Raw genomic sequence first — 19,599 nt, 5'->3', positions numbered from 1 at the left:
CGGGTCTTGGGGGGGAAGGTGACACGTCATCCCAACTTACAGGCCATCCCGCAGGGCCCGCGCATTGCTGATGACCCGGGGGTCGTCGGACGACAGCGGCTTCTCGGCCCAGACGTGGTAGTCGAGGTTCGACGCGGGGCTGGGCGGGGCACCGGTGCGCTCGAGCAGGTAGGTCATGATCTGGTTGAAGACCGGCCCGGCGAGCATGCCGCCGAACATGCCGGCCGAGGGCTTCTGGATGAAGACCGCGACGACGTACTTCGGCGCCTCGGCCGGCGCGAAACCGATGAACGAGGCCGTGAAACCGTTGTAGCGCTTCAGCTTGTCGTCGTAGCGGTCGGCCGTGCCCGTCTTGCCGGCTACGCGGTAGCCCTTGATGCGGGCGGCGCTCGCGGTGCCGTTCTGGCCCGTGACCTCCTCCATCATCCGCGACAGCTTGACGGCGGTGTCCTCGGTGACGACCCGCGACGGCGTCGTCGCGGCGGACGGGATGAAGGTGCCGCTGTCGTTGACCGTGCCCTCCACGAGCGACGGCGGCACGCGTACGCCCTTGTTGGCGATGGTCTGGAAGACGCCGGCCTGCTGGATCGCCGTCACGGCATATCCCTGGCCGAAGAGGATCGTGTAGCGGCGCGTCGAGACCCAGTCCTTCGCGCCGGCGAGCAGCCCGGCGGACTCACCGGGGAAGCCCACCGGCGTCTTGGCGCCGATGCCGAACTTGCGGTAGTACGCCTCCATGACCTGCGGCGTCACGCGTTCGCCGATGAGGATGGTGCCCATGTTCGACGACTTGGCGAGCACGCCCGTGGCCGTCATGTTCTCGACGCCGTGCGGCTCGTTGTCCTTGAAGGAGGTGCCGGCACGGGGCAGGCGCGGGGGCACGATGACACCGGTGTCGGGCGTGATCACCTTCTGCTCGAGGGCTGCGGCCATCGTCATGAGCTTGCCGGTCGACCCGGGCTCGAAGGCGTCGTTGAAGGCGTAGTTGCCCAGCGACGCCTTCTTGGCGTCGGCGAGGTCGTTCGGGTCGAAGGTGGGGTAGCTCGCGGCGGCCCGCACCTTGCCCGTGGCCACCTCGAGGACGACCGCCGTGCCCGACTCGGCCCCGACGCCGGTGACCTGCTTCGCGAGGGCGTTCTGGGCGTACCACTGCAGGTCGGCGTCGATCGTCAGCCTGACGTCGCGGCCGTTGACGACCGGCGTGTCGACGCGCTGCGAGCCCGGGATGATGTAGCCGTCGCGCGCCCGCTCGGCGACGCTCACCCCGGGCGTGCCCTTGAGCGCGGTGTCGAGCATCTGCTCGACCCCGCCGGCACCGCTCTGGTCGTCTGGCCGCACGAAGCCGACGAGCTGGCCGAGTGCCATCGAGGTGGGGTAGATGCGCTGGGCGGTGCGCGAGCCGGTGATGCCGGGGATGCCCAGCGCGCGGATCTCGCGGTAGATCGCGGGGTTGACCTCCTTCTTCACCACGACGTAGCGGGTGTTCGACCGGGTGAAGAGCTTGGTCAGCGCGGCGGTGGACATGTCGAGCAGGGGCGCGAGGTCGGTGGCAGCACGGGTGACACCGACCTTCGCGCGCTTGCCGTCGACCTTGACGGTGTACTCGGGGATGATCTTGGGGTCGGCCGCGATGGTGAAGCGCTCGACGGAGTCGGCGAGCACCTGGCCGTTGGTGTCGAGGATCTGTCCGCGCATGGCCGGGGTGGTCGTCTTCACCGACCGCTTGAACTGCGCGGCCTCCTGGGTCGCCGACGCGTCGAACGCCTGGATGCGCAGCAGCTGCCCGGCGAAGATCGTGAAGACGAAGAGAACGGCGACGAACATGACCCGCGCCCTGCGGCGCGGGTTGGCCTTGGAGATGCGGAGCGGGCGGCGTGGCCGGCGAGGGCCTCTGGGGCCACGGGGACCTCGGGCGCCCCGGCCGGCGCCCGCCGCAGCAGACCGCTTGGGCGCTGGGCCTCGTCCGCGGGCGGGGGCCTGGCGGGAGGTGGTGCCCGGTCGCGCCGCGGTCCGGGCCGCGGGTCGGGCGCCGGGTCGGGCGCCGGGTCGGGGGGCCGACGCTGCAGCGGCACCTGCAGCGCGCGCACGCGAGGGCGCCTGCCGACGGACGCCGCCGGCCTGACGTGGCGGCTGCTTGCCGGCGACCTTGCCGGTGGGCTTGGCCGGCCTCCCGGAGCTGCCCTGCCCGGTGCCGGTGCCGGCGCCGGTGGCGCGTGAGGGCCGGGGGGCACGGGCGGGCGCGGCGCCGCGGCCGGTCCGCCGGGGGTCGGCGCCTCGGTGCTGCGTCACGGTCTCACCTCACCGTCGTCGTCGAGAGTCTGCTAGTCCGTGGTGCCCAGTGTGGGCGCCCCGGACGTCCCGTCCGTTGCACCCGGCACCGTCGGCGTGGCGCCCTGGCCGCCGCTCCCGGCCTTGTCGGCCTTGTCGGCCTTGGACTTGTCGTTCTTCGCCTTGTCGGACGCCGCCTTGTCGGCCTTCTGCTGGTCGGCCTTGGCCTGCTGGGCGAGGTCGGCGTGGGAGGCGGCGTTGGTGGCGGTCGTCGCCGACGACAGCAGCTTCTTGACCCTGGCCGTGACGGCCGGCGGAGTCGGGCTCGTGACGATCGGGAAGGCGTTGTTCGTCGTTGCCGGCTCGGCGTCACCCGTCACGGTCCCCTTGGACAGGTCGACGTAGCCACGGGTGTTCATCCGCACCATGCCGATCCCGGCTGCGCTGCGGGCGAGGGCGCCGGTGGCGGAGGCCCGGTCGATCTCCTCCTGCAGGTTGCCCGCCGTGTCGCCGAGCCGCGCGGACTCCCGGTTGAGGTCACCGAGCGCGAGCGAGCCCTGGGCGAGCGCGGTGTTGAGCAGCAGCAGCGAGATGAGACCGCCGGTGAGCAGCCCGATGCAGATCGCCACGAAGGCGCCGTTGCCGGTGCGGGTGATCCGGGCCGGGATGACGCGCAGCGGCGTGGGGGCGGGCCCACGCCGCGGGACGCGGAGCGGCCGGGCCGTGGCGGTCATCTGGCTCATCGGGGGGTTCCCTTCCTGGGGCTTCTGGCTGAGGGGTGCGTGCCGGTGTCGCGCACGCGCTCGGCGACACGGAGGCGGGCCGACGCGGCCCGGGGGTTCGTGGTGACCTCGTCGTCGCCGGGCGCCTCGGCCCCGCGCGTGACGAGGCGGAGGTATGCCGCGTGCTCGGGCAGCTCGACGGGCAGACCGGGCGGGGTGCTCGACGTCGCACCCTCGGCGAAGGCGCGCTTGGTGGCCCGGTCCTCGAGGGAGTGGTACGACAGCACGGCGATCCGGCCGCCGACCGCGAGCACGTCGATCGCCTCGTCGATGGCTCGGCGCCAGACCTCGAGCTCGTCGTTGACCTCGATGCGCAGCGCCTGGAAGGTGCGCTTGGCCGGGTGCCCGCTCTGTCGCTGCGAGGCCGCCGGGATGACGCGACGCAGCATCTCGACGAGCCGCCCCGACGTCGTCCACGGCTCGAGGTCGCGGTCGTGGACGATGACCTTGGCGATCTTGTTCGCGAACCGCTCCTCGCCGTAGTCGCGCAGGATCCGCGTCAGGTCCTCGACCGAGTAGGTGTTGAGGACGTCGGCGGCGGTCCTGCCGGTCGACTGGTCCATGCGCATGTCGAGCGGGGCGTCGACGCGGTAGGCGAACCCGCGGTCGGCCTCGTCGAGCTGCAGCGAGCTGACCCCGAGGTCGAAGAGGATGCCGTCGACGGCCGGCACGTCGAGGCCGGCCACCACGTCCTTGATGTCGTCGTAGACGGCGTGGACGGGCCGGAACCGGTCGCCGAACTGCGCGAGCCGCTCCCCCGCCAGCGCCAGGGCCTCGCGGTCGCGGTCGATGCCGATGACCACGCACTCCGGGAAGCGCGTGAGGACGCCCTCGGCGTGACCACCCATGCCCAGGGTGCCGTCGACGTGCACGGCGCCGGGACGCTCGAGGGCCGGGGCGAGCAGGTCGAGGATGCGGTCGCGCATCACGGGGACGTGGCGGTCGTGCGCCTGTCCTCGATCGCTCATGGTGCGTCCCTCTCACGCTGGTGCTGCTGCTGTTGGTGTGGCTGGTGTGACTGGTGTGACCGGTCGGAGGACACAGGTGTCCACCGTGGTCGGGGTGGGTGCGGATGTGCTGCGGCGTCAGTCGTGGCGGTGACCAGGTGGAGGGTTCTGGTCGGCGCTGGATCGGCTGTCGGCTGGGTCGGCTGTCGTCGGTGGGCTGTCGTCGGTGGGCTGTCTCGAGTGGCGCTGCGGGTCCTGGACCTGCGGGCTGGTCCCCATCCGCTACCTCGCCCGGGACGGGGGAAGTCGTCCCGGGAGCGGAGCGGCTGGAGGCCGGCACTCAGGTGCACGTCGCCACGAGCGGCGGGTCAGAAGAGGCCGGGGATCACCTCCTCGGCGGTGTCGGCGAAGCTCTGCTCGGTCTCCTCGAGGTAGGCGTTCCAGACCGCGCTGTCCCAGACCTCGAGGCGGGAGCCGGCACCGATGACGGTGACCTCGCGGTCGAGTCCGGCGTACTGGCGTAGGTTGGCGGGGATGGTGAAACGGCCCTGCTTGTCGGGGATCTCGTCGGAGGCGCCGGAGAGGAAGACGCGCATGTAGTCGCGCGCCGCCTTGCTCGTGGTCGGTGCCTGACGCATCTGCTCGGCGACCTTGACGAACTCGTCCATGGGGTAGATGAACAGGCTGCGCTCCTGGCCGCGCGTGACGACCAGGCCGGCGGCCATGCGCTCGCGGTACTTCGCGGGCAGGAACAGGCGGCCCTTCTCGTCGAGCCGGGGTGTGTGCGTCCCGAGAAACATGGACCGCCACCTCCCCTTTGTCGACCCGCAGGCGTCCCCATTCCCTACCTTGATGCCCCACGATACTCCACTTTGCTCCACCGTCAACGAACTTTGACCGAAATCCGACCTCCGCGTCGCGTATTTACGCAGGTCAGGCGGGGTGGAGCGATGTGGAGGGCCGTGACGGCCCCGGCGCCGCGGCGAGGCCACGGCATGCAGCGGCACCGGGTGACGCGACCGAGCGATGACCCCCGTCCGTGCTCACGGCACGCGGCGAAGGGCCTCGAACCGAACCGATCGGGCCCTGCGGACGTCGCCTGTGGAGGAAAGTGGAAGAGTGCTCGTCCCGGCCGCCGCGCCCCAGGGTGACGGCCGCGTACGACACGTGCGCGGCATCCCTACCCGCGGCCGGGGTCCATGGGAGAAGATCTCCTGACGGGTCACGCACCCGCCGGGCAAGGGCTGCGCCGCACGAGGCGCAGGACACGGGGACGACAAGCGGAGGACAGTGTGACGACGACGGACACCGGGCTCGAGACCACGGCAGGACGGGACGGCGCCGCGGACGCGGCAGACCTCGGCCTCATCCACGACGTGGCCGACCGGCTGATGGCCGCGATGACGAGCGTCATCGAGGGCAAGCCCGACGTGGTCCGCACGACCGTGACCGTGCTCTTCGCCGGGGGCCACCTGCTCATCGAGGACGTGCCGGGCGTCGGCAAGACGATGCTCGCCAAGACGCTGGCCAAGTCGATCGACGCGACGGTGCGCCGCATCCAGTTCACCCCCGACCTGCTGCCGAGCGACGTCACCGGCGTCAGCATCTTCAACCAGGATGCACGACGGTTCGAGTTCCGCCCGGGTGCGATCTTCGCCAACGTCGTCGTGGGCGACGAGATCAACCGTGCCTCCCCCAAGACGCAGTCGGCCCTGCTCGAGTCGATGGAGGAGCGGCAGGTCACCGTCGACGGCACGACCTACACGCTGCAGGCGCCGTTCATCGTCATGGCGACCCAGAACCCGATCGAGATGGAGGGCACCTACCCCCTCCCCGAGGCGCAGCGCGACCGCTTCATGGCGCGCATCTCCATGGGCTACCCTTCGGCCGGCGCCGAGCTCGACCTTCTCGAGAGCCACGGGGCCACCTCGCCCCTCGACGGGCTGACCCCCGTCACCGACGCCGAGACCATCAACCGCGTCCTGCAGGCCGTCGCGCACGTGCACGCCAGCCCCGCCGTACGCCAGTACATCGTCGACCTCGTCGCGCGCTCCCGCTCCACGTCGGCCCTGCGCCTCGGCGCATCGCCCCGAGCCGGCCTCCACCTGCTCCGGGCCGCCCGGGCGTACGCCGCGCTCGAGGGACGCGACCACGTGATCCCCGACGACGTCCAGGTTCTGGCCGGCCCCGTCCTGGCCCACCGCCTCATGCCCTCGAGCGAGACCCAGCTCGCCCGCCGCACGACCGCCGACGTGGTCACCGACCTGCTGCGCCAGGTGCCGGTGCCGCCGGCAGCCCGTTGAGCGGGGCGACGCCGTGCGCGCCCTGCGCAGCGTCCTGACGACGAGGGGAATGGCCTTCTTCCTCTCGGGCATCCTGCTCTTCCTCGCCGGGGTCGTCCTCGGCTTCCGTGACATCACGCGGTTCGGCGTGCTGCTCGTCGCGCTCCCACTCATCTCGGCAGTGCTGGTGCGCACCCGCAAGACCCGCATGCGCATCGAGCGGCACATCCATCCCGAGCGCATCAGCGTCGGGCAGGACGCCCACGTGACGCTCTCCTTCGAGAACGTCTCGGCCTCCACGACCCCGCTCTTCCTCGCCGAGGAGAGGCTCGACTACGTGCTCGGCGACCGCCCGCGTTTCGTGGTGGGCCGCATCCCGCCGGGCCGGGTGCGCGCCATCGACTACACCGTCCGGTCGCACCTGCGCGGCCGTCACCAGCTCGGCCCGCTCGGCGTGCAGGTGCAGGACCCCTTCGGTCTCGCCAACCGCCACGCGGTGCTGCAGGGCACCGCCGAGCTCGTCGTGCTGCCGGCGGTCCACCCGCTCTCCTCGAACCGGCAGCCGAGCGCAGGCGTCGGCTCCGAGGGTGAGCAGGCCCACCTCATCTCGCTGCACGGTGAGGACGACGTCACGATCCGCCAGTACCGCGACGGCGACGACCTGCGCCGGATCCACTGGCCGGCCACCGCCCGCACCGGCGACCTCATGGTGCGCCAGGAGGACCGTCCCGCACAGCGCCGAGCCGTCGTGCTCCTCGACCCGCGCCCGACCGCACACGGCGGGGCGGGTGCGAGCAGCTCGTTCGAGTGGGCCGTGACCGCGGCCGCATCCGTGGCCGCCCACCTCTACGAGTCGGGCTACGCCGTCCACCTCGTCTGTGCCGAGACCGTCGACACCAGCCGGGCCATGGAGACGATGACGGCCGACGAGGTGCTCGACGTGCTGGCCACCACCGCGCCACGTGACGACACCGGCGAGGACGAGATCCTGCGGGCGGCCCAGAGCCTCGCCGCAGCCGGCGGCTTCCTCGTGGCGCTCACCGGGGCGCACGGTCGCGACGTCACCTCACGGGTCGCGAGCCTGCGCCAGCCCGGGACCACCGGACTCGCCCTGGTGCTCGACGCCCACAGCTTCGGCGCAACCGAGGCCGACGAGGCCGAGCCGCACGTCGATGCGCTCCGCCTCGCCGGCTGGCGGGCCGTGCCCGTGAAGCGCGACGACGACGTCGCGCACGTCTGGGCCGTGTTGACAGCCGCGACCGTAGGAGGCAGCCGATGACCCGACGCCGCTGGAGGATCACGCTGCTCGCAGCGCTCGCGACGCTGGCCGCGGTCTTCCCGATCACCAGCCTGTTCACCGACGCGGGCTGGCTGCCCGAGGCGGTGCTCATGGTCTTCCTCGTCGCCGCACTCGGCCTCGCCGCCCGCGGCCTCACCCGGTCACGCCTGCTCGTGGTCGCGGTGCAGGTGCTCGTGACCACCTACGTCATCCTCGCCCGCTGGACCGGCGACAGCTTCTGGCTCGTGCTGCCGACGCCGACCACCCTCGAGGCCGCCAACTCCCTCGGGCTCCAGGCCCTCGACACCATCCAGCGCTACTCCGCGCCCGCCCCGCTCAACGACGGAGTGACCTTCTGCCTCATCGTCGCCATCGCCGCCGTGGCGATCGCCGTCGACGCCATGGCCGCCACCTGGCGCAGCCCCGCCGCAGCGGGACTGCCACTGCTGACGGCATACCTCATCACGGCCGCCAACGGGCAGTCCGCGCTGGCGCTCCGCTTCTTCGTCGTACCCGTCGCGCTCTGGCTCGTCATGCTGCACACGACGGCTCGCGCGCAGTTCGGTCGCTGGGGCACGGCCAGCGCGAACGAGCGGAGCGAGATCGACGAGGCCGCACACGACCGCGAGGCGCTGCGCTCGTTCACGGCCGGCGCCCTCAAGCTCGGCGCCGTCGGCGTCGTGGTGGCGCTGCTCGTGCCGGCCGTCACCCCGCACTTCCCGCCGCGCTACCTCACCGAGGGGCTCGGACGCTCCGGAGGCGGCGGAGAGGGCTCGGTCGGCTTCAACGACACCCTCGACCTCGCCCGCAGCCTCAACAACCAGGACCAGTCCCCCGTCCTGACCTACACGACGACCGCGTTCACGCGGGCCCCGCTGCGGGTCCTCGCGACCTCGTACTACTCGCGCGGCCAATGGCTCGTGGTCAACCAGGGCGGCAACAGGCCCGACAACCCCGCATCGCTGCCGCCGGCGTCGCAGCGCCGTGACTACGTCATCACGGTCACCGACAACACGCTGGCCGCGCCGCGCATCGCCGCGCCCTACCCGGTTGTCGAGGTCTCCATGCCGGGCACGCAGTGGAGCATCGACCCGATCACCCGTGACGTCCGGGTGGCCACGCCGGTGGGCAGCTACCGCATCAAGTACGCCGACCTCGCTCCCTCGCCGCCCCAGCTGCGCCAGTCGGGCACGCCGGACTCCCCCGACATCACCGAGGACGACCTCTCGATCCCCGACCGCTCGCGTGACCTCGTCCAACGGTGGTCCGACGAGGTGACCCGCGGCGCCGACAACCCCCTCGACCGCGCGATCGCGATCCAGACCCACCTGCGCGACAGCCTGCGCTACACCTACACGCTCGACCTCGGCCAGCAGCCGCGCGACGCCGAGGGCCGGCTCCTCGAGCCGATCCAGGCGTTCTACCAGACGCGCCGCGGCTACTGCGTCCAGTTCGCGACGGCCATGATCATGATGGCCCGCGCGCAGGGCATCCCGGCCCGCATGGCCATCGGCTTCCTGCCCGGGCTCGCCTCCGGCGACAACCGCTACACCGTGCGCGCGAGCGACGCCCACGCGTGGCCCGAGCTCTACTTCCAGGGCTACGGCTGGCTCCGCTTCGAGCCCACCCCGGGGGCGCGCTCCGGCACGCCGCCGCCGTATGCCGTGCTCGGACCCGGCGGAGGCTCCACCGCTGGTGGCCGTGACGTCGACAGCTCGAGCGCGACCGGCGGCGCGACGAGTGTCCGGAAGACGCTGGACAACCCGGCCGCCGACGGAGCCGCTACCCCGCAGCCCTCGCTGGTCGGCTCGATCGGGTCCTGGTTCTCGGTGCGCAACATCGTGACCGCGCTGGCGATCGTCATCGGGCTGCTCGCCGCCTTCATCATGCCGATCACGGCCTGGTGGCTGCGGCTGCGCCGACGACGCGCCGCCGTCACCCAGCAGGAGCTCATCGAGGTCGAGTGGATGGACCTCACGAGCCACCTCGGTGACCTCGGGCTCACCTCGCCCGACGGGGTCACCCTGCGCCAGCTGCAGCGGCGGTACGTCACCGAGGGCCACCTCGACGAGGAGAACGCGGCCGCGATGGGCCGCGTCACCGCGACGCTCGAGAGGTCGCGCTACGACCGCCCGGAACGCACGTCCCCGCAGGAGGCCATCCGCCTGCACCACGACATCCAGTCGATCCGCAGGCAGGTCGGGCGCACCCGTGCGTGGCAGACCCGGGTCAAGGGATTCCTCTGGCCCGCGGCCGCCGTCTCCTTCTGGCGGTCGCTGCCCGACCGGCTGGGCGCGCTCAGGCGCCGCGGCTGAGAGAGAGCAGCTCGCCCCTCGGGGACGAGCTGCTCTCTCGACGGGTCGCGCCGGTCAGTCCAGGTAGTCGCGCAGCACCTGGCTGCGGCTCGGGTGACGCAGCTTGCTCATGGTCTTGGACTCGATCTGGCGGATGCGCTCGCGGGTGACTCCGTAGACCTTGCCGATCTCGTCGAGCGTCTTCGGCTGGCCGTCGGTCAGGCCGAACCGCATCGACACGACGCCGGCCTCGCGCTCCGAGAGCGTGTCGAGCACCGAGTGCAGCTGCTCCTGCAGGAGCGTGAAGCTCACCGCGTCGGCCGGGACGACCGCCTCGGAGTCCTCGATGAGGTCACCGAACTCGCTGTCGCCGTCCTCGCCGAGGGGGGTGTGCAGCGAGATCGGCTCGCGGCCGTACTTCTGGACCTCGACGACCTTCTCGGGCGTCATGTCGAGCTCCTTGGCCAGCTCCTCCGGGGTGGGCTCGCGGCCCAGGTCCTGGAGCATCTGGCGCTGCACGCGAGCGAGCTTGTTGATGACCTCGACCATGTGCACCGGGATGCGGATGGTGCGGGCCTGGTCGGCCATGGCGCGGGTGATGGCCTGGCGGATCCACCACGTCGCGTACGTCGAGAACTTGTAGCCCTTGGTGTAGTCGAACTTCTCGACCGCACGGATGAGGCCGAGGTTGCCCTCCTGGATCAGGTCCAGGAAGAGCATGCCGCGGCCCGTGTAGCGCTTGGCGAGCGAGACGACGAGACGCAGGTTGGCCTCGAGGAGGTGGTTCTTGGCCTTCTTGCCGTCCTGGGCGATCCACCACAGCTCGCGCTTGAGCTTCATCTCGATCTTGTCGCCCGAGTTGAGCTTCTCCTCGGCGAACAGGCCGGCCTCGATGCGCTTGGCCAGCTCGACCTCCTGCTCGGCGTTGAGGAGGGCGACCTTGCCGATCTGCTTGAGGTAGTCCTTGACCGGGTCGGCCGTGGCGCCTGCGGTGACGACCTGCTGCGCGGGGGCGTCGTCCTCGTCGTCGTCGCGGATGACGAAGCCGGACTCCTCCGGCTCGTCGGCCTTGGCGCCTGCGGCCGGGGTGCCCTCGGCGTCGTCGGAGTCCTCGGCGCCCTCATCGGTGATCTCGACCTCCACGAGCTCGCCCTCGGGGGCGTCCTCGGGCTCGGCGTCCTCGAGATCCTCGTCGACCTCACCGGCGACGTCGGCGCCGTCTGCGGTCTTCGTGGCCGACTTCGCGGCGGTCTTCTTGGTGGCAGCCTTCTTCGCCGCGGGCTTCGCGGCGGCCTTGGCCACTCCGGCGTTGGTCGCGGCCTTCTTCGTCGTCGTCTTGGCCGCGGTCGCCTTGGTGGCCGCGGTGGGTTCGTCGCTGTCGGCGGCAGCACTTCGCGCCGGCGCGGTCTTGGCGGCTGTCTTCTTCGCTGCGGTCTTCGTCGTCGCGGTCGTCGTCCGCGTGGCGGACTTCGTCGCGGCGGCAGTCGTGTTGCGTGCGGTGGCCACACTGCCTCCCTTGGTCCCTGAACGGGTCTTCTTCGTCGTGCTCGAGTGCGGCGCGTCGACGACGATCTCGATGTCGTGCGCCTCGAGCGTCGTGAGGACCGGCTTCATCTGCTTCAGATCGAGACCGGCGTCGACCTGAGCTCGCGCGATCTCAGTGCCGGTGATGGACCCGTTGGTGCTGCCCTTGACCAGGAGCTGCATGATCGCCTCGTGCTGGAACACCTTCGGCAGGGTTTTCGGAGCTCCAGCGGTTGTTGCCTTGGGCACGGATGCAGTCGCCTTTCGTCGCACGGTCTCGCCGGATGATCGGCCCGGACGCGGGCATGCATCATCACAACGAACGAGAATGGGGGTTGGTGCCGGAAGGGCTTGGCCTGTCGGAGTCGATCCCTGAGTCGATCTCTCGGTGCGCCTCGTGCGATCCGGCACTCAGACATTATAAAACGCCCCGCGGCGTGCGAGCGAACGCACGGGGCACCAGCGCGCCGCGGACCGGCTGTTCCGGAGGTGGTCCGGTGCCGGTCGCGACCGGTTGGAGGGCGTCAGTCGCCCTTGACGGCCAGGACGGGGCAGCTCGCGTCGAGCAGGATGCGCTGGGCGTTGGACCCCAGGATGAGCTTGCCGACCGGGCTGCGACGACGCAGGCCGATGACGATGAAGTCGGCCTTCTCCTCCTCGGCGACGGAGATGAGGTCCTCGGCCGGGTCGTTGCCGCGCACCAGCTGGCGCACCTCGTGCTCCAGACCCTTCTCCTCGAGGAGCGTCTGCACGCGGGCGAGCTCGGTCTCGAACTGGCTCGCCTCGTTGGCGTCGAAGTCCTTGCCTCCCCGGTGGGAGCTGATGACGACGAGCTTCGTGCCTCGCAGGACGCATTCCTCGGCGGCTCGCCTGAGCGCCGCGCGTCCTTCCTTGGTGGCGACATAACCAACGACGATGGCCACTTTCCCGGACCTCCTTGGGACGGAAACAAGCAGTGCTCGCACCGTACCCGAAATCACGTCACACGGCGCGTGCCGCGCGGAGCCTGGCCGGCACCGCCGCGGACGAGCCGAAACGCCCGGCCCGCAGCAGGGTTCAGGCGTGGTCGTGCGGCCTTCGTTCGAGCGCGTCGCGCACGATGCGGCCCACCTGCTCCTCCTCGATGAGGAAGCCGTCGTGGCCGAACGCCGACGTGATGTGCTCGCGGTGCGAGCGGCGCAGCGCCGAGTGCAGGTCGTCGGACAGCCGCGGCGGGTAGAGCCGGTCGGTGTCGACGGAGACGATCGTGCAGTCCGCCTCGACGCGAGCGAGAGCCGCGGCGACGCCGCCACGGTCGCGTCCGACGTCGTGGGAGTTCATGGCCTCGGTGAGCACGAGGTAGGAGTTGGCGTCGAAGCGGCGGGCGAGCTTGCCGGCATGGTGGTCCAGGTAGGACTCGACGGCGAAGCGGCCGCGGTCACCTGCCCGGAGGGGGTCCTCGCCGAGCTGGGCCTCGCGGCCGAAGCGCTCGTCGAGCTCGGTCTCGGTGCGGTAGGTGATGTGGGCGATGCGACGCGCGAGACCGAGCCCGGCATCGGGCCGACGGTCGCCCGCGTAGTAGTCGCCCCCGGCGAAGTCCGGGTCGTTGCGGATCGCGAGCAGCTGCGGCTGGCACCAGGCGATCTGGTCAGCCGTCGCGTACGCCGTCGACGCGAGGACGATGCAGCGGTCGACGTCGGCGGGGTGGGTGACCGCCCACTCGATGGCCCGCATCCCGCCCATGGAGCCGCCGACGACCGCGGCGAGCCGGCGGATGCCGAGGTGGTCGAGCAGCGCCCGCTCGGCCGCGACCTGGTCTCGCACGGTGACATAGGGGAACCTGCTCCCCCAGGCCTCTCCGTCGGGAGCCGTGCTCGCGGGGCCGGTGCTGCCCTGGCAGCCGCCGAGCACGTTCGCGGCGATGACGAACCACTCGTCGGGGTCGACGGTGCGGCCGGCGCCGATGAGGGAGTTCCACCACCCCGGCGACGGGTGACCGTCGCCGGCCTCGCCCACGACGTGGCTGTCGCCGGTCAGCGCGTGCTCGACGAGGATGACGTTGTCCTTGGCCTCGTTGAGCCGGCCCCACGTCTCGTAGGCGAGACGGACGTCGGGCACCAGTCCCCCGCGCTCGAGCTCCACGTCGCCGATCGTCGCGAACTGCCGCCGGCCGACCGGGTCGCCGTCACGCCACGCGCCGTCGGTCCGCTGCCGTCGCGACGACTCGTCGTGGGCCTGCTCGTGCCCGACGCGACGGGAGTCGACAGAGGGTGCGGAGCCCGGAGCGGAGCCGGGAGCGGCGGCTGGGCGCGTCAGGCGTCGCGTGCTCTGCGTCCGGTGGGTAACGGTCATCAAGGCACTCCTCGCTCTTCGCGCTTGCGCACACCCGGGACGGGTGTGGCCAGGTCTTCACCCGGGGCACCCCACCGCGAAGGAGGGTTGCCGACCAGCGAGCCGGGGCTTGTCGCTGGCACTCATGACCTGGACCCACCATAACCGAGCCCGATGCGGCAGCCGAGGCTCCGGTCCACGACCTGGACGCGACGACCACCGGGTCCGCAGGACACCGTGACGGTCGCCCCACTCAGGCGCAGGCCGGCGGGCGAAGGCCGTGGTCGAGCGACTGCCGGACCAGCCCGGCCAGGCGGTTGTCGGGCTCCAGCTCGAGCGCCCGGTCGGCCGCGATGCCGGCACGGGCCCCGTCACCGGACCACCAGGCCAGCGAGGCGAGCAGCGACAGCACGGGGGCGGCGTGGGCGGCCGGCGTCATGCGGCACACCGCCTCGAGCCGGGAGAGCAGCAGGCGCGGCGCGGCAGCGTGGTCCCAGTCGTCCCAACCCTCCGGGTCCAGGCGGCCGGCGGAGCCCGTCGACCCGACGTGGCCCGCCGGCGTCGCAGAGAAGACCCGGAGGTCGGGACCGAGGAACACCTCCAGCATCGTCACGAGCTCGTCGGGGAGCGACTCGAGCGAGGACGCACCGGGGCAGAGCCACCCGACGAGGGCATCGCGAAACTCCCTGTCGCCCAGAGGGCCGACCACCGCCGGCAACCAGTGCTCGAGCCCGAATCCCTCGATCTCACCGTGCAGCAGGCCGCCCCAGGCCACCAGCGCGTCGTTGACGAGGAACTGTCGCGCCGACAGCTCACCGCCGTCGAGCACGCTCAGGCCGCCGCGGGCAGGGCCGGACCTGCGCGAAGGGCGTCCGGCCTCGGCGAACCGCCGCTGCCAGTCCTCGATGGCGCCGACCGTGAGCGCGTACCGCGGGGCGGAGGCCTCGAGGGGCTCGACCAGGCGGGCCAGACCGGCGCGGTCAGGAAGCACGGAGTGGCCGAGCGCCACGTAGCTCGCGACTGCGGGCACGTCGGCCTGCTCGGGCAGCAGCCAACCCTCGTCGGGACAGCAGTCGCAGCCGACCGAACGCCACCTGCCCTCGCGGACGACCAGCCGCTCGCGCACGACCACACCGGCGCGTTCGAGGCCCTCGACGAGCTCCTCGAGCAGCGGCAGCGACCCGTCCGGCTCGTCCTCGAAGCCGACGACGGCCACCGACGACGGCGAGCCCTCGAGGACGGTCGGCAGCAGCTGGGCCGCCGAGGCCGACGCGAGCGGGTCGCCGACGGCGTCGAGCCGGGCCACGAGCCCGAGCCGCTTGCCGTGGAAGCACACCACGACGACGCTGCGCTCGGGCTGGAAGCCGAGGTGGAAGGGAATGATGGTCAGCAGCTCCGCTGGCCCTGACAGTGAGATCTTCGGCATGTCCCGAGCGTGGCCGCGTCTGCCGCTCACCGGCAGACCCCCGAGCGCGCCTGTGGACCGGGGCCGCTCGGCCCGAGGGGGTGTGGATCGTGGGGCTTCAGCCCTCGAGGCGCCTGCGCACGGACTCGAGGACGCGGTCGGTGGCCGCCTGGCGCATCCCCTCGGGCAGGCGCAGGAGCTCAGCCCGCCCGGACTCCGTCCGCCCAGAGCTCCGGCGCGCGGGGCCGGGCTGCCCACGCAGGTGGGCGCCCTGCCCGATCTCCCACGCGATGAAGCGGTCGGTCTCCTCGAAGAACGTCTTGACGGCCCACGTGATCACGACGGCGTCGTCGGCCGCGCCCAGCACGGGCAGAACCGCCTCCGGCAGCAGGTCGACGGGAGACGCGACGTACGCCATCGCACCCGCGACGAGGCCGAGGCGCCGGAGGGTCGTGCCGGCATACGTGCCCTCGACGGTGCTGCGCACCAGCCGTGGCACCGCCTGCACCCGCTCGGCGATGCCGGGGCCCCCGGGACGCAGCGAGGCGCGAACGACCGAAGCGACGGCCGCAGCCGTCTTGATGCGCGAAGCGTTCTTCATGGCTGGCCCGGGGGTCACCGGCCGAAGGTCTCCACGGGCGGGAACTCCTTGGCGGCCTGCTTGCCGATACGCCCGAGCATGTACACGTCGACGCCCGCCCCCACGAGGCCGCCGACGAGCGGCACGCCGCGGCCGAGCTTGGCGAACGTGCCCTGCCCGATGCGACCGAGCAGCCGGAAGCCGACGGCCTTGTTGAGCACCATGAGGGCCGGCGCGGGGAGCCGCTCGAAGGCGAGGGAGGACAGCTTGCCTCCGGCCACCTGCAGGCCGGCCTTCTTGAGCAGGTCGTCGCTGTCGGCGCCCGTGAGGGTGAGCAGGATCGCCGACCGGATCTCGGGCTGGTCGATGTCGTAGCCACGCACCTTGGCGGTGGCTGCCGTCATCCGCGTCGCGAGCAGGTAGAACTCGAGGACGTTGGCGGGCAGCGAGACCGGCATCGTGAAGAACCCGCCGAGCCCGGTGGCGAAGCCGCCCACCGCGCCGAGCTGGCGGTGGTCGCGCAGCAGGATGCGCAGCGCCTGGTCACGGTCGCCGCCCGCCTGCTGGAGGGCCTTGGCCGCGACCGTGTGTGCCGAGTCGAACGGGCCCTTGCCGTCGATGCCGATGTCGAGGAGCCGCTCGACGAGCCGGGTGGCGGCGCCGGACAGCCCGCCCTGGGGCGGCTGGGCGGCGCGTTCGAGCGCGCCGGCGCTCTTGGCGTCGCGAACCCGTGTGGCGGTGGCGTCCGACGCCGCGACGGTCTCGTTCCTGCCCCAACCCAACATGCCCACAGGCTTCCATCCTTCGCTCGACGTGTGTGTGCGGCCCGACGGACCTGCAGTCGACACCGTATGCCGGATGGGTCGGCGGCGGCGTCGGCGCAGGTCGTCGGTCTGCTACGCCCGTACCCGCGCTCGCCGGGACGTCACCAGGTCGGTGCGGTCCGACGGGCGTCGGCGCGGTCTCGTAGGGTCACCCCATGGTCGAGACGCGCGACGAGGTCGGCGGCGCAGCGGGCGACGCGCCGATCCTGTCGGTCCCGCTGGTGCAGCTGAGCCGCGACCGCACCTCGGTGAAGTGGCGCCGCTACGCCGACGACGTCATCCCGATGTGGATCGCCGAGATGGACTCGACTCCGTGCCCGCCCGTGGTCGAGGCCGTCCAGGCCGCCGTGGGGTGCGGTGACACCGGCTACGCGACGACGCAGTCCTACATCGAAGCCTTCGCCTCCTTCGCCGCCGACGAGATGGGCTGGCAGGTCGACCCGTCCGTGACGGTGGGGGTCGCCGACGTGCTGTCGGGCGTCACGCACCTGCTCCGCCTCCTCACCGACCCGGGCGGTCCGGTCGTGACCAGCGTGCCTGCCTACAACGCCTTCTTCGAGGTGATCGAGGCGTGCGGTCGCCGCGTCGTCGAGGCACCGCTCACCGCTGACCACCGGCTCGACCTCGAACGTCTCGCCACGGTCTTCGGCGAGCTCACCGCGGCCGGCGAGCGCACGGCATACCTGCTCTCCAACCCGCACAACCCGACGGGCACGGTCCACTCGGCCGAGGAGCTCGTGTCGCTGGCAGCGCTGGCCGACGCCCACGGGGTGCGCGTGGTGTCCGACGAGGTGCACGGGCCGCTCGTCATGCCGACGAGCACCTTCGTCCCCTACCTCACCGTCGCCGGCACCGAGCGCGGGTTCACCGTGACGTCGGCCTCCAAGTCCTGGAACCTCGCGGGGCTCAAGGCGGCCGTCGTCGTGCCGGGCGCCGACTCCGTCGACGACGTGCGCCGCCTCCACCCCTTCCTGACCTACGGCGCCAGCCACCTCGGTGTCATCGCGCAGGCGGCCGCCTATCGCGACGGGCGCGACTGGCTGCGCCGGCTGGTCGCCGAGCTCGACGCCAACCGGCACCTGCTCCGGGCCCTGGTGTCCGAACGCCTGCCGGGGGTGCGCCTCGTGATGCCCGAGGCCACGTTCCTCGCCTGGCTCGACCTCGACGGCCTCGGCCTGGGCCCCGACCCGGCGCTCGAGCTGCTGCACCGCTCGCGCGTGGCGCTCTCGCCCGGCGCGATCTTCGGCTCCGGCAACCGCACCTGCGCCCGGCTCAACTTCGGCACCTCGCCCGAGATCCTGCGCGAGGCCGTCGATCGCATCGCGAGCTCCCTTGGCTGACAAGGCGTCCGGGCCGCCACTCGTCGCGCTCGTGCTGGGGCCGTCCGGGGCGTATGCCGTCGGGCCGGGCGTCGACGAGTCGTGGCCGCTCGGCGAGGTGACCCCGCGGTTCGTCGACCTCAACGCCCGGCTGGCGCCGCGCTGGGTCGTCTGGTCGGCGGCCGCCGCGCTGCAGGGCGTCCTCGCTGGGGGCGTCGAGGTCAACCGCACCTGGGACCTCGCAGAGGCGCACCGCATCATCCACGGCGGCTGGTGGGCCACCCCGGGTCACGTCGTCGCCGGGTGTCGGGGACTCGACGAGGCGCAGGTGCCGGCGCCGCGGGTGCCTCGCCTGAGGGGTTTCGACGGCGACCTGTTCGACGCGGCGGCGGGGGACGACGTGTCGATCTTCACGCCGGACGGCCATCTCATCGCCGACGCGTCGGCGCGGGCCACCGACGACGGGCGCCTGCGCGAGCTGGCGCAGCTCGCGCTCGAGTGCCAGCGCGCCCAGCGGGACGCGCTGGAGGGCATCGGCGGCGCGCACGTCGCGCGGCTCGAACGCACGGTCTGGTCCGAGTCGGCCGCCGCCGTGCTCTGCCTGGAGCTGCAGCGGGACGGGCTGCCCGTCGACCGGGCCGCGGCCGAGGACCTCATCGCTGCGTCCGCAGGGCCGCGGGCCCGGGACGACGCCCACGCGGCGACCATCCGTGCCGAGCGCGACGAGGCGGTGCTGCGCCACGCCCGAGGGCGTCAGGGCACCGACCTGCGCAACCCAGGCCAGGTGCGCGAGCTGCTGCTCTCGGTCGGCGTCGACGTGCCCAACACGCGCGCCTGGGTGCTCGAGCCGTACCGCCACACCCACCCGCTCGTCGACGCCCTGCTGCGCTGGCGCAAGGACGAGCGCATCGCGACGACCTACGGCTACCGCTGGCTCGACGAGCACGTCGGCCCCGACGACCGGCTCCGGGGCGGCTGGACGGCGTGCGACGGCGCGGCCGGGCGCATGACGGCGCAGAACGGCCTGCACAACCTCCCCGCTCCCCTGCGCCCCGCGATCTGCGCCGCGGCCGGTCACGTCTTCGTCCGTGCCGACCTCGGCCAGATCGAGCCGCGGGTGCTCGCCGTCGTCAGCGCCGACCGTGCCTTCGCCGAGGCCACGCGCGCCGACGACCTCTACGCCCCGGTCGCCGCGAAGCTCGGCGCCGACCGACCCAAGGCCAAGGTGGCCGTGCTCGCCGCGATGTACGGCCAGCGCTCCGGCGCCGCCGGTGAGGCGCTCAAGGACCTCGAGCGCGCCTACCCCGTGGCCATGGGGCTGCTCGACCGCGCGTACGCCGACGGGGTCGCCCGCAGGCCGGTGCGCACGTGGGGCGGCCGGCTCATCCGCTTCGGCGGGGTGCCCGTGGCGGGTGCCGTCGCCGAGGACCTCGCCGCCGGCCGTCCCGGTGCGGGCGAGTTCTCCGCCACCGGGGCCGACGGGGCGCGGGGGCGCTACGCCCGCAACGCCGTCATCCAGGGGTCGGCGGCAGAGCTCTTCAAGGCCTGGGCGGCCACGGTGCGGCACGCGGTGCGTCCGTTGGGCGGTCAGATCGTGCTGTGCCTGCACGACGAGCTGCTCGTGCACGTGCCCGAGCAGCACGCCGAGGCAGCAGCCCTGGCCGTCGAGCAGACGCTCGGCAGCGCAGCGCGCACCTGGGCGGGCACCGACGAGGTGCGCTTCGTCGCCGACACCTCGGTCGTGCGCCGCTGGAGCGAGGCCAAAGCCTGAGCCGGCGCCCGGAG

The 19,599-nt window shown here is 72.4% G+C and carries 15 protein-coding genes and 1 riboswitch; of the genes, 5 read left to right on the top strand and 10 right to left on the bottom strand.

Annotated elements, in window-relative coordinates; genetic code table 11:
* Positions 1 to 36: 36 nt before the first annotated feature.
* From ACYVNR_RS02300 to mraZ, 4 genes are all read right to left on the bottom strand, one after another.
* Positions 37 to 1,824 carry a peptidoglycan D,D-transpeptidase FtsI family protein gene (locus tag ACYVNR_RS02300; protein ID WP_461046283.1) on the bottom strand — a complete coding sequence of 596 codons (1,788 nt, stop codon included), beginning with the start codon at positions 1,822 to 1,824 and terminating at the stop codon, positions 37 to 39.
* Between the two features lie 497 nt (positions 1,825 to 2,321).
* Positions 2,322 to 3,011, bottom strand: coding sequence for a hypothetical protein (locus ACYVNR_RS02295; protein ID WP_458801012.1), 690 nt, complete (start codon positions 3,009 to 3,011; stop codon positions 2,322 to 2,324).
* Positions 3,008 to 4,018 carry a 16S rRNA (cytosine(1402)-N(4))-methyltransferase RsmH gene (gene rsmH, locus ACYVNR_RS02290; RefSeq protein ID WP_461046282.1) on the bottom strand — a complete coding sequence of 337 codons (1,011 nt, stop codon included), beginning with the start codon at positions 4,016 to 4,018 and terminating at the stop codon, positions 3,008 to 3,010. The genes ACYVNR_RS02295 and rsmH overlap by 4 nt, the downstream gene beginning before the upstream one ends.
* A 347-nt stretch (positions 4,019 to 4,365) precedes the next feature.
* Positions 4,366 to 4,797, bottom strand: a complete 432-nt coding sequence (gene mraZ / locus ACYVNR_RS02285; RefSeq protein ID WP_045193076.1) for a division/cell wall cluster transcriptional repressor MraZ — start codon at positions 4,795 to 4,797, stop codon at positions 4,366 to 4,368.
* Positions 4,798 to 5,289: 492 nt separating this feature from the next.
* On the opposite strand from mraZ, the gene ACYVNR_RS02280 reads away from it, so the two are divergent.
* From ACYVNR_RS02280 to ACYVNR_RS02270, 3 genes are read left to right on the top strand one after another with little or no spacing between them, the layout of a single operon-like run.
* Positions 5,290 to 6,300 (top strand): AAA family ATPase, encoded by a 1,011-nt coding sequence (locus tag ACYVNR_RS02280; RefSeq protein WP_045193075.1) that lies wholly within the window; start codon positions 5,290 to 5,292, stop codon positions 6,298 to 6,300.
* Between the two features lie 49 nt (positions 6,301 to 6,349).
* The gene (locus tag ACYVNR_RS02275) at positions 6,350 to 7,558 is read left to right on the top strand and encodes a DUF58 domain-containing protein (protein ID WP_461046280.1); all 1,209 of its coding nucleotides are present in this window, start codon (positions 6,350 to 6,352) and stop codon (positions 7,556 to 7,558) included.
* Positions 7,555 to 9,873 (top strand): transglutaminase family protein, encoded by a 2,319-nt coding sequence (locus tag ACYVNR_RS02270; protein ID WP_461046278.1) that lies wholly within the window; start codon positions 7,555 to 7,557, stop codon positions 9,871 to 9,873. The genes ACYVNR_RS02275 and ACYVNR_RS02270 overlap by 4 nt, the downstream gene beginning before the upstream one ends.
* Before the next feature lie 54 nt (positions 9,874 to 9,927).
* On the opposite strand, the gene ACYVNR_RS02265 is transcribed toward ACYVNR_RS02270, so the two are convergent.
* From ACYVNR_RS02265 to ACYVNR_RS02240, 6 genes are all read right to left on the bottom strand, one after another.
* Positions 9,928 to 11,559, bottom strand: a complete 1,632-nt coding sequence (locus tag ACYVNR_RS02265; RefSeq protein ID WP_461046367.1) for an RNA polymerase sigma factor — start codon at positions 11,557 to 11,559, stop codon at positions 9,928 to 9,930.
* A gap of 341 nt (positions 11,560 to 11,900) precedes the next feature.
* Positions 11,901 to 12,299, bottom strand: coding sequence for a universal stress protein (locus ACYVNR_RS02260; RefSeq protein ID WP_045193071.1), 399 nt, complete (start codon positions 12,297 to 12,299; stop codon positions 11,901 to 11,903).
* A 133-nt stretch (positions 12,300 to 12,432) separates the two neighbouring features.
* Positions 12,433 to 13,707, bottom strand: coding sequence for a homoserine O-acetyltransferase MetX (gene metX, locus ACYVNR_RS02255; protein ID WP_461046276.1), 1,275 nt, complete (start codon positions 13,705 to 13,707; stop codon positions 12,433 to 12,435).
* 15 nt (positions 13,708 to 13,722) lie between these two features.
* Positions 13,723 to 13,837, bottom strand: a riboswitch (SAM riboswitch).
* Between the two features lie 102 nt (positions 13,838 to 13,939).
* Positions 13,940 to 15,112 carry a DUF4192 domain-containing protein gene (locus ACYVNR_RS02250; RefSeq protein ID WP_461046274.1) on the bottom strand — a complete coding sequence of 391 codons (1,173 nt, stop codon included), beginning with the start codon at positions 15,110 to 15,112 and terminating at the stop codon, positions 13,940 to 13,942.
* Between the two features lie 97 nt (positions 15,113 to 15,209).
* Positions 15,210 to 15,710, bottom strand: coding sequence for a YkvA family protein (locus ACYVNR_RS02245; protein ID WP_461046273.1), 501 nt, complete (start codon positions 15,708 to 15,710; stop codon positions 15,210 to 15,212).
* Positions 15,707 to 16,456, bottom strand: coding sequence for an EcsC family protein (locus ACYVNR_RS02240; RefSeq protein WP_461046272.1), 750 nt, complete (start codon positions 16,454 to 16,456; stop codon positions 15,707 to 15,709). The genes ACYVNR_RS02245 and ACYVNR_RS02240 overlap by 4 nt, the downstream gene beginning before the upstream one ends.
* A 194-nt stretch (positions 16,457 to 16,650) precedes the next feature.
* Here ACYVNR_RS02240 and ACYVNR_RS02235 point away from each other — a divergent pair, with 194 nt between their 5' ends.
* Together ACYVNR_RS02235 and ACYVNR_RS02230 are read left to right on the top strand one after the other, a co-directional pair.
* Positions 16,651 to 17,835: a MalY/PatB family protein gene (locus ACYVNR_RS02235; protein WP_461046270.1), complete on the top strand. Its 1,185-nt coding sequence runs from the start codon at positions 16,651 to 16,653 to the stop codon at positions 17,833 to 17,835.
* Complete coding sequence (locus tag ACYVNR_RS02230) at positions 17,828 to 19,585, top strand: DNA polymerase (RefSeq protein ID WP_461046268.1); 1,758 nt, start codon at positions 17,828 to 17,830, stop codon at positions 19,583 to 19,585. Before ACYVNR_RS02235 ends, ACYVNR_RS02230 begins: the two co-directional genes overlap by 8 nt.
* Positions 19,586 to 19,599 lie beyond the last annotated feature (14 nt).

This window comes from Terrabacter koreensis (assembly GCF_054783315.1).
Note: the sequence above shows the minus strand (reverse complement) of the source record. Positions and strands in the feature narration are given on the sequence as shown.

Coding starts and splice junctions, on each gene's coding strand:
- ACYVNR_RS02265 (WP_461046367.1), bottom strand. CDS start 11,559: ATGCAGCTCCTGGTCAAGGGCAGCACCAACGGGTCCATCACCGGCACT.
- ACYVNR_RS02250 (WP_461046274.1), bottom strand. CDS start 15,112: ATGCCGAAGATCTCACTGTCAGGGCCAGCGGAGCTGCTGACCATCATT.
- metX (WP_461046276.1), bottom strand. CDS start 13,707: ATGACCGTTACCCACCGGACGCAGAGCACGCGACGCCTGACGCGCCCA.
- rsmH (WP_461046282.1), bottom strand. CDS start 4,018: ATGAGCGATCGAGGACAGGCGCACGACCGCCACGTCCCCGTGATGCGC.
- ACYVNR_RS02300 (WP_461046283.1), bottom strand. CDS start 1,824: ATGTTCGTCGCCGTTCTCTTCGTCTTCACGATCTTCGCCGGGCAGCTG.
- ACYVNR_RS02270 (WP_461046278.1), top strand. CDS start 7,555: ATGACCCGACGCCGCTGGAGGATCACGCTGCTCGCAGCGCTCGCGACG.
- ACYVNR_RS02275 (WP_461046280.1), top strand. CDS start 6,350: ATGGCCTTCTTCCTCTCGGGCATCCTGCTCTTCCTCGCCGGGGTCGTC.
- ACYVNR_RS02240 (WP_461046272.1), bottom strand. CDS start 16,456: ATGTTGGGTTGGGGCAGGAACGAGACCGTCGCGGCGTCGGACGCCACC.
- mraZ (WP_045193076.1), bottom strand. CDS start 4,797: ATGTTTCTCGGGACGCACACACCCCGGCTCGACGAGAAGGGCCGCCTG.
- ACYVNR_RS02235 (WP_461046270.1), top strand. CDS start 16,651: ATGGTCGAGACGCGCGACGAGGTCGGCGGCGCAGCGGGCGACGCGCCG.
- ACYVNR_RS02295 (WP_458801012.1), bottom strand. CDS start 3,011: ATGAGCCAGATGACCGCCACGGCCCGGCCGCTCCGCGTCCCGCGGCGT.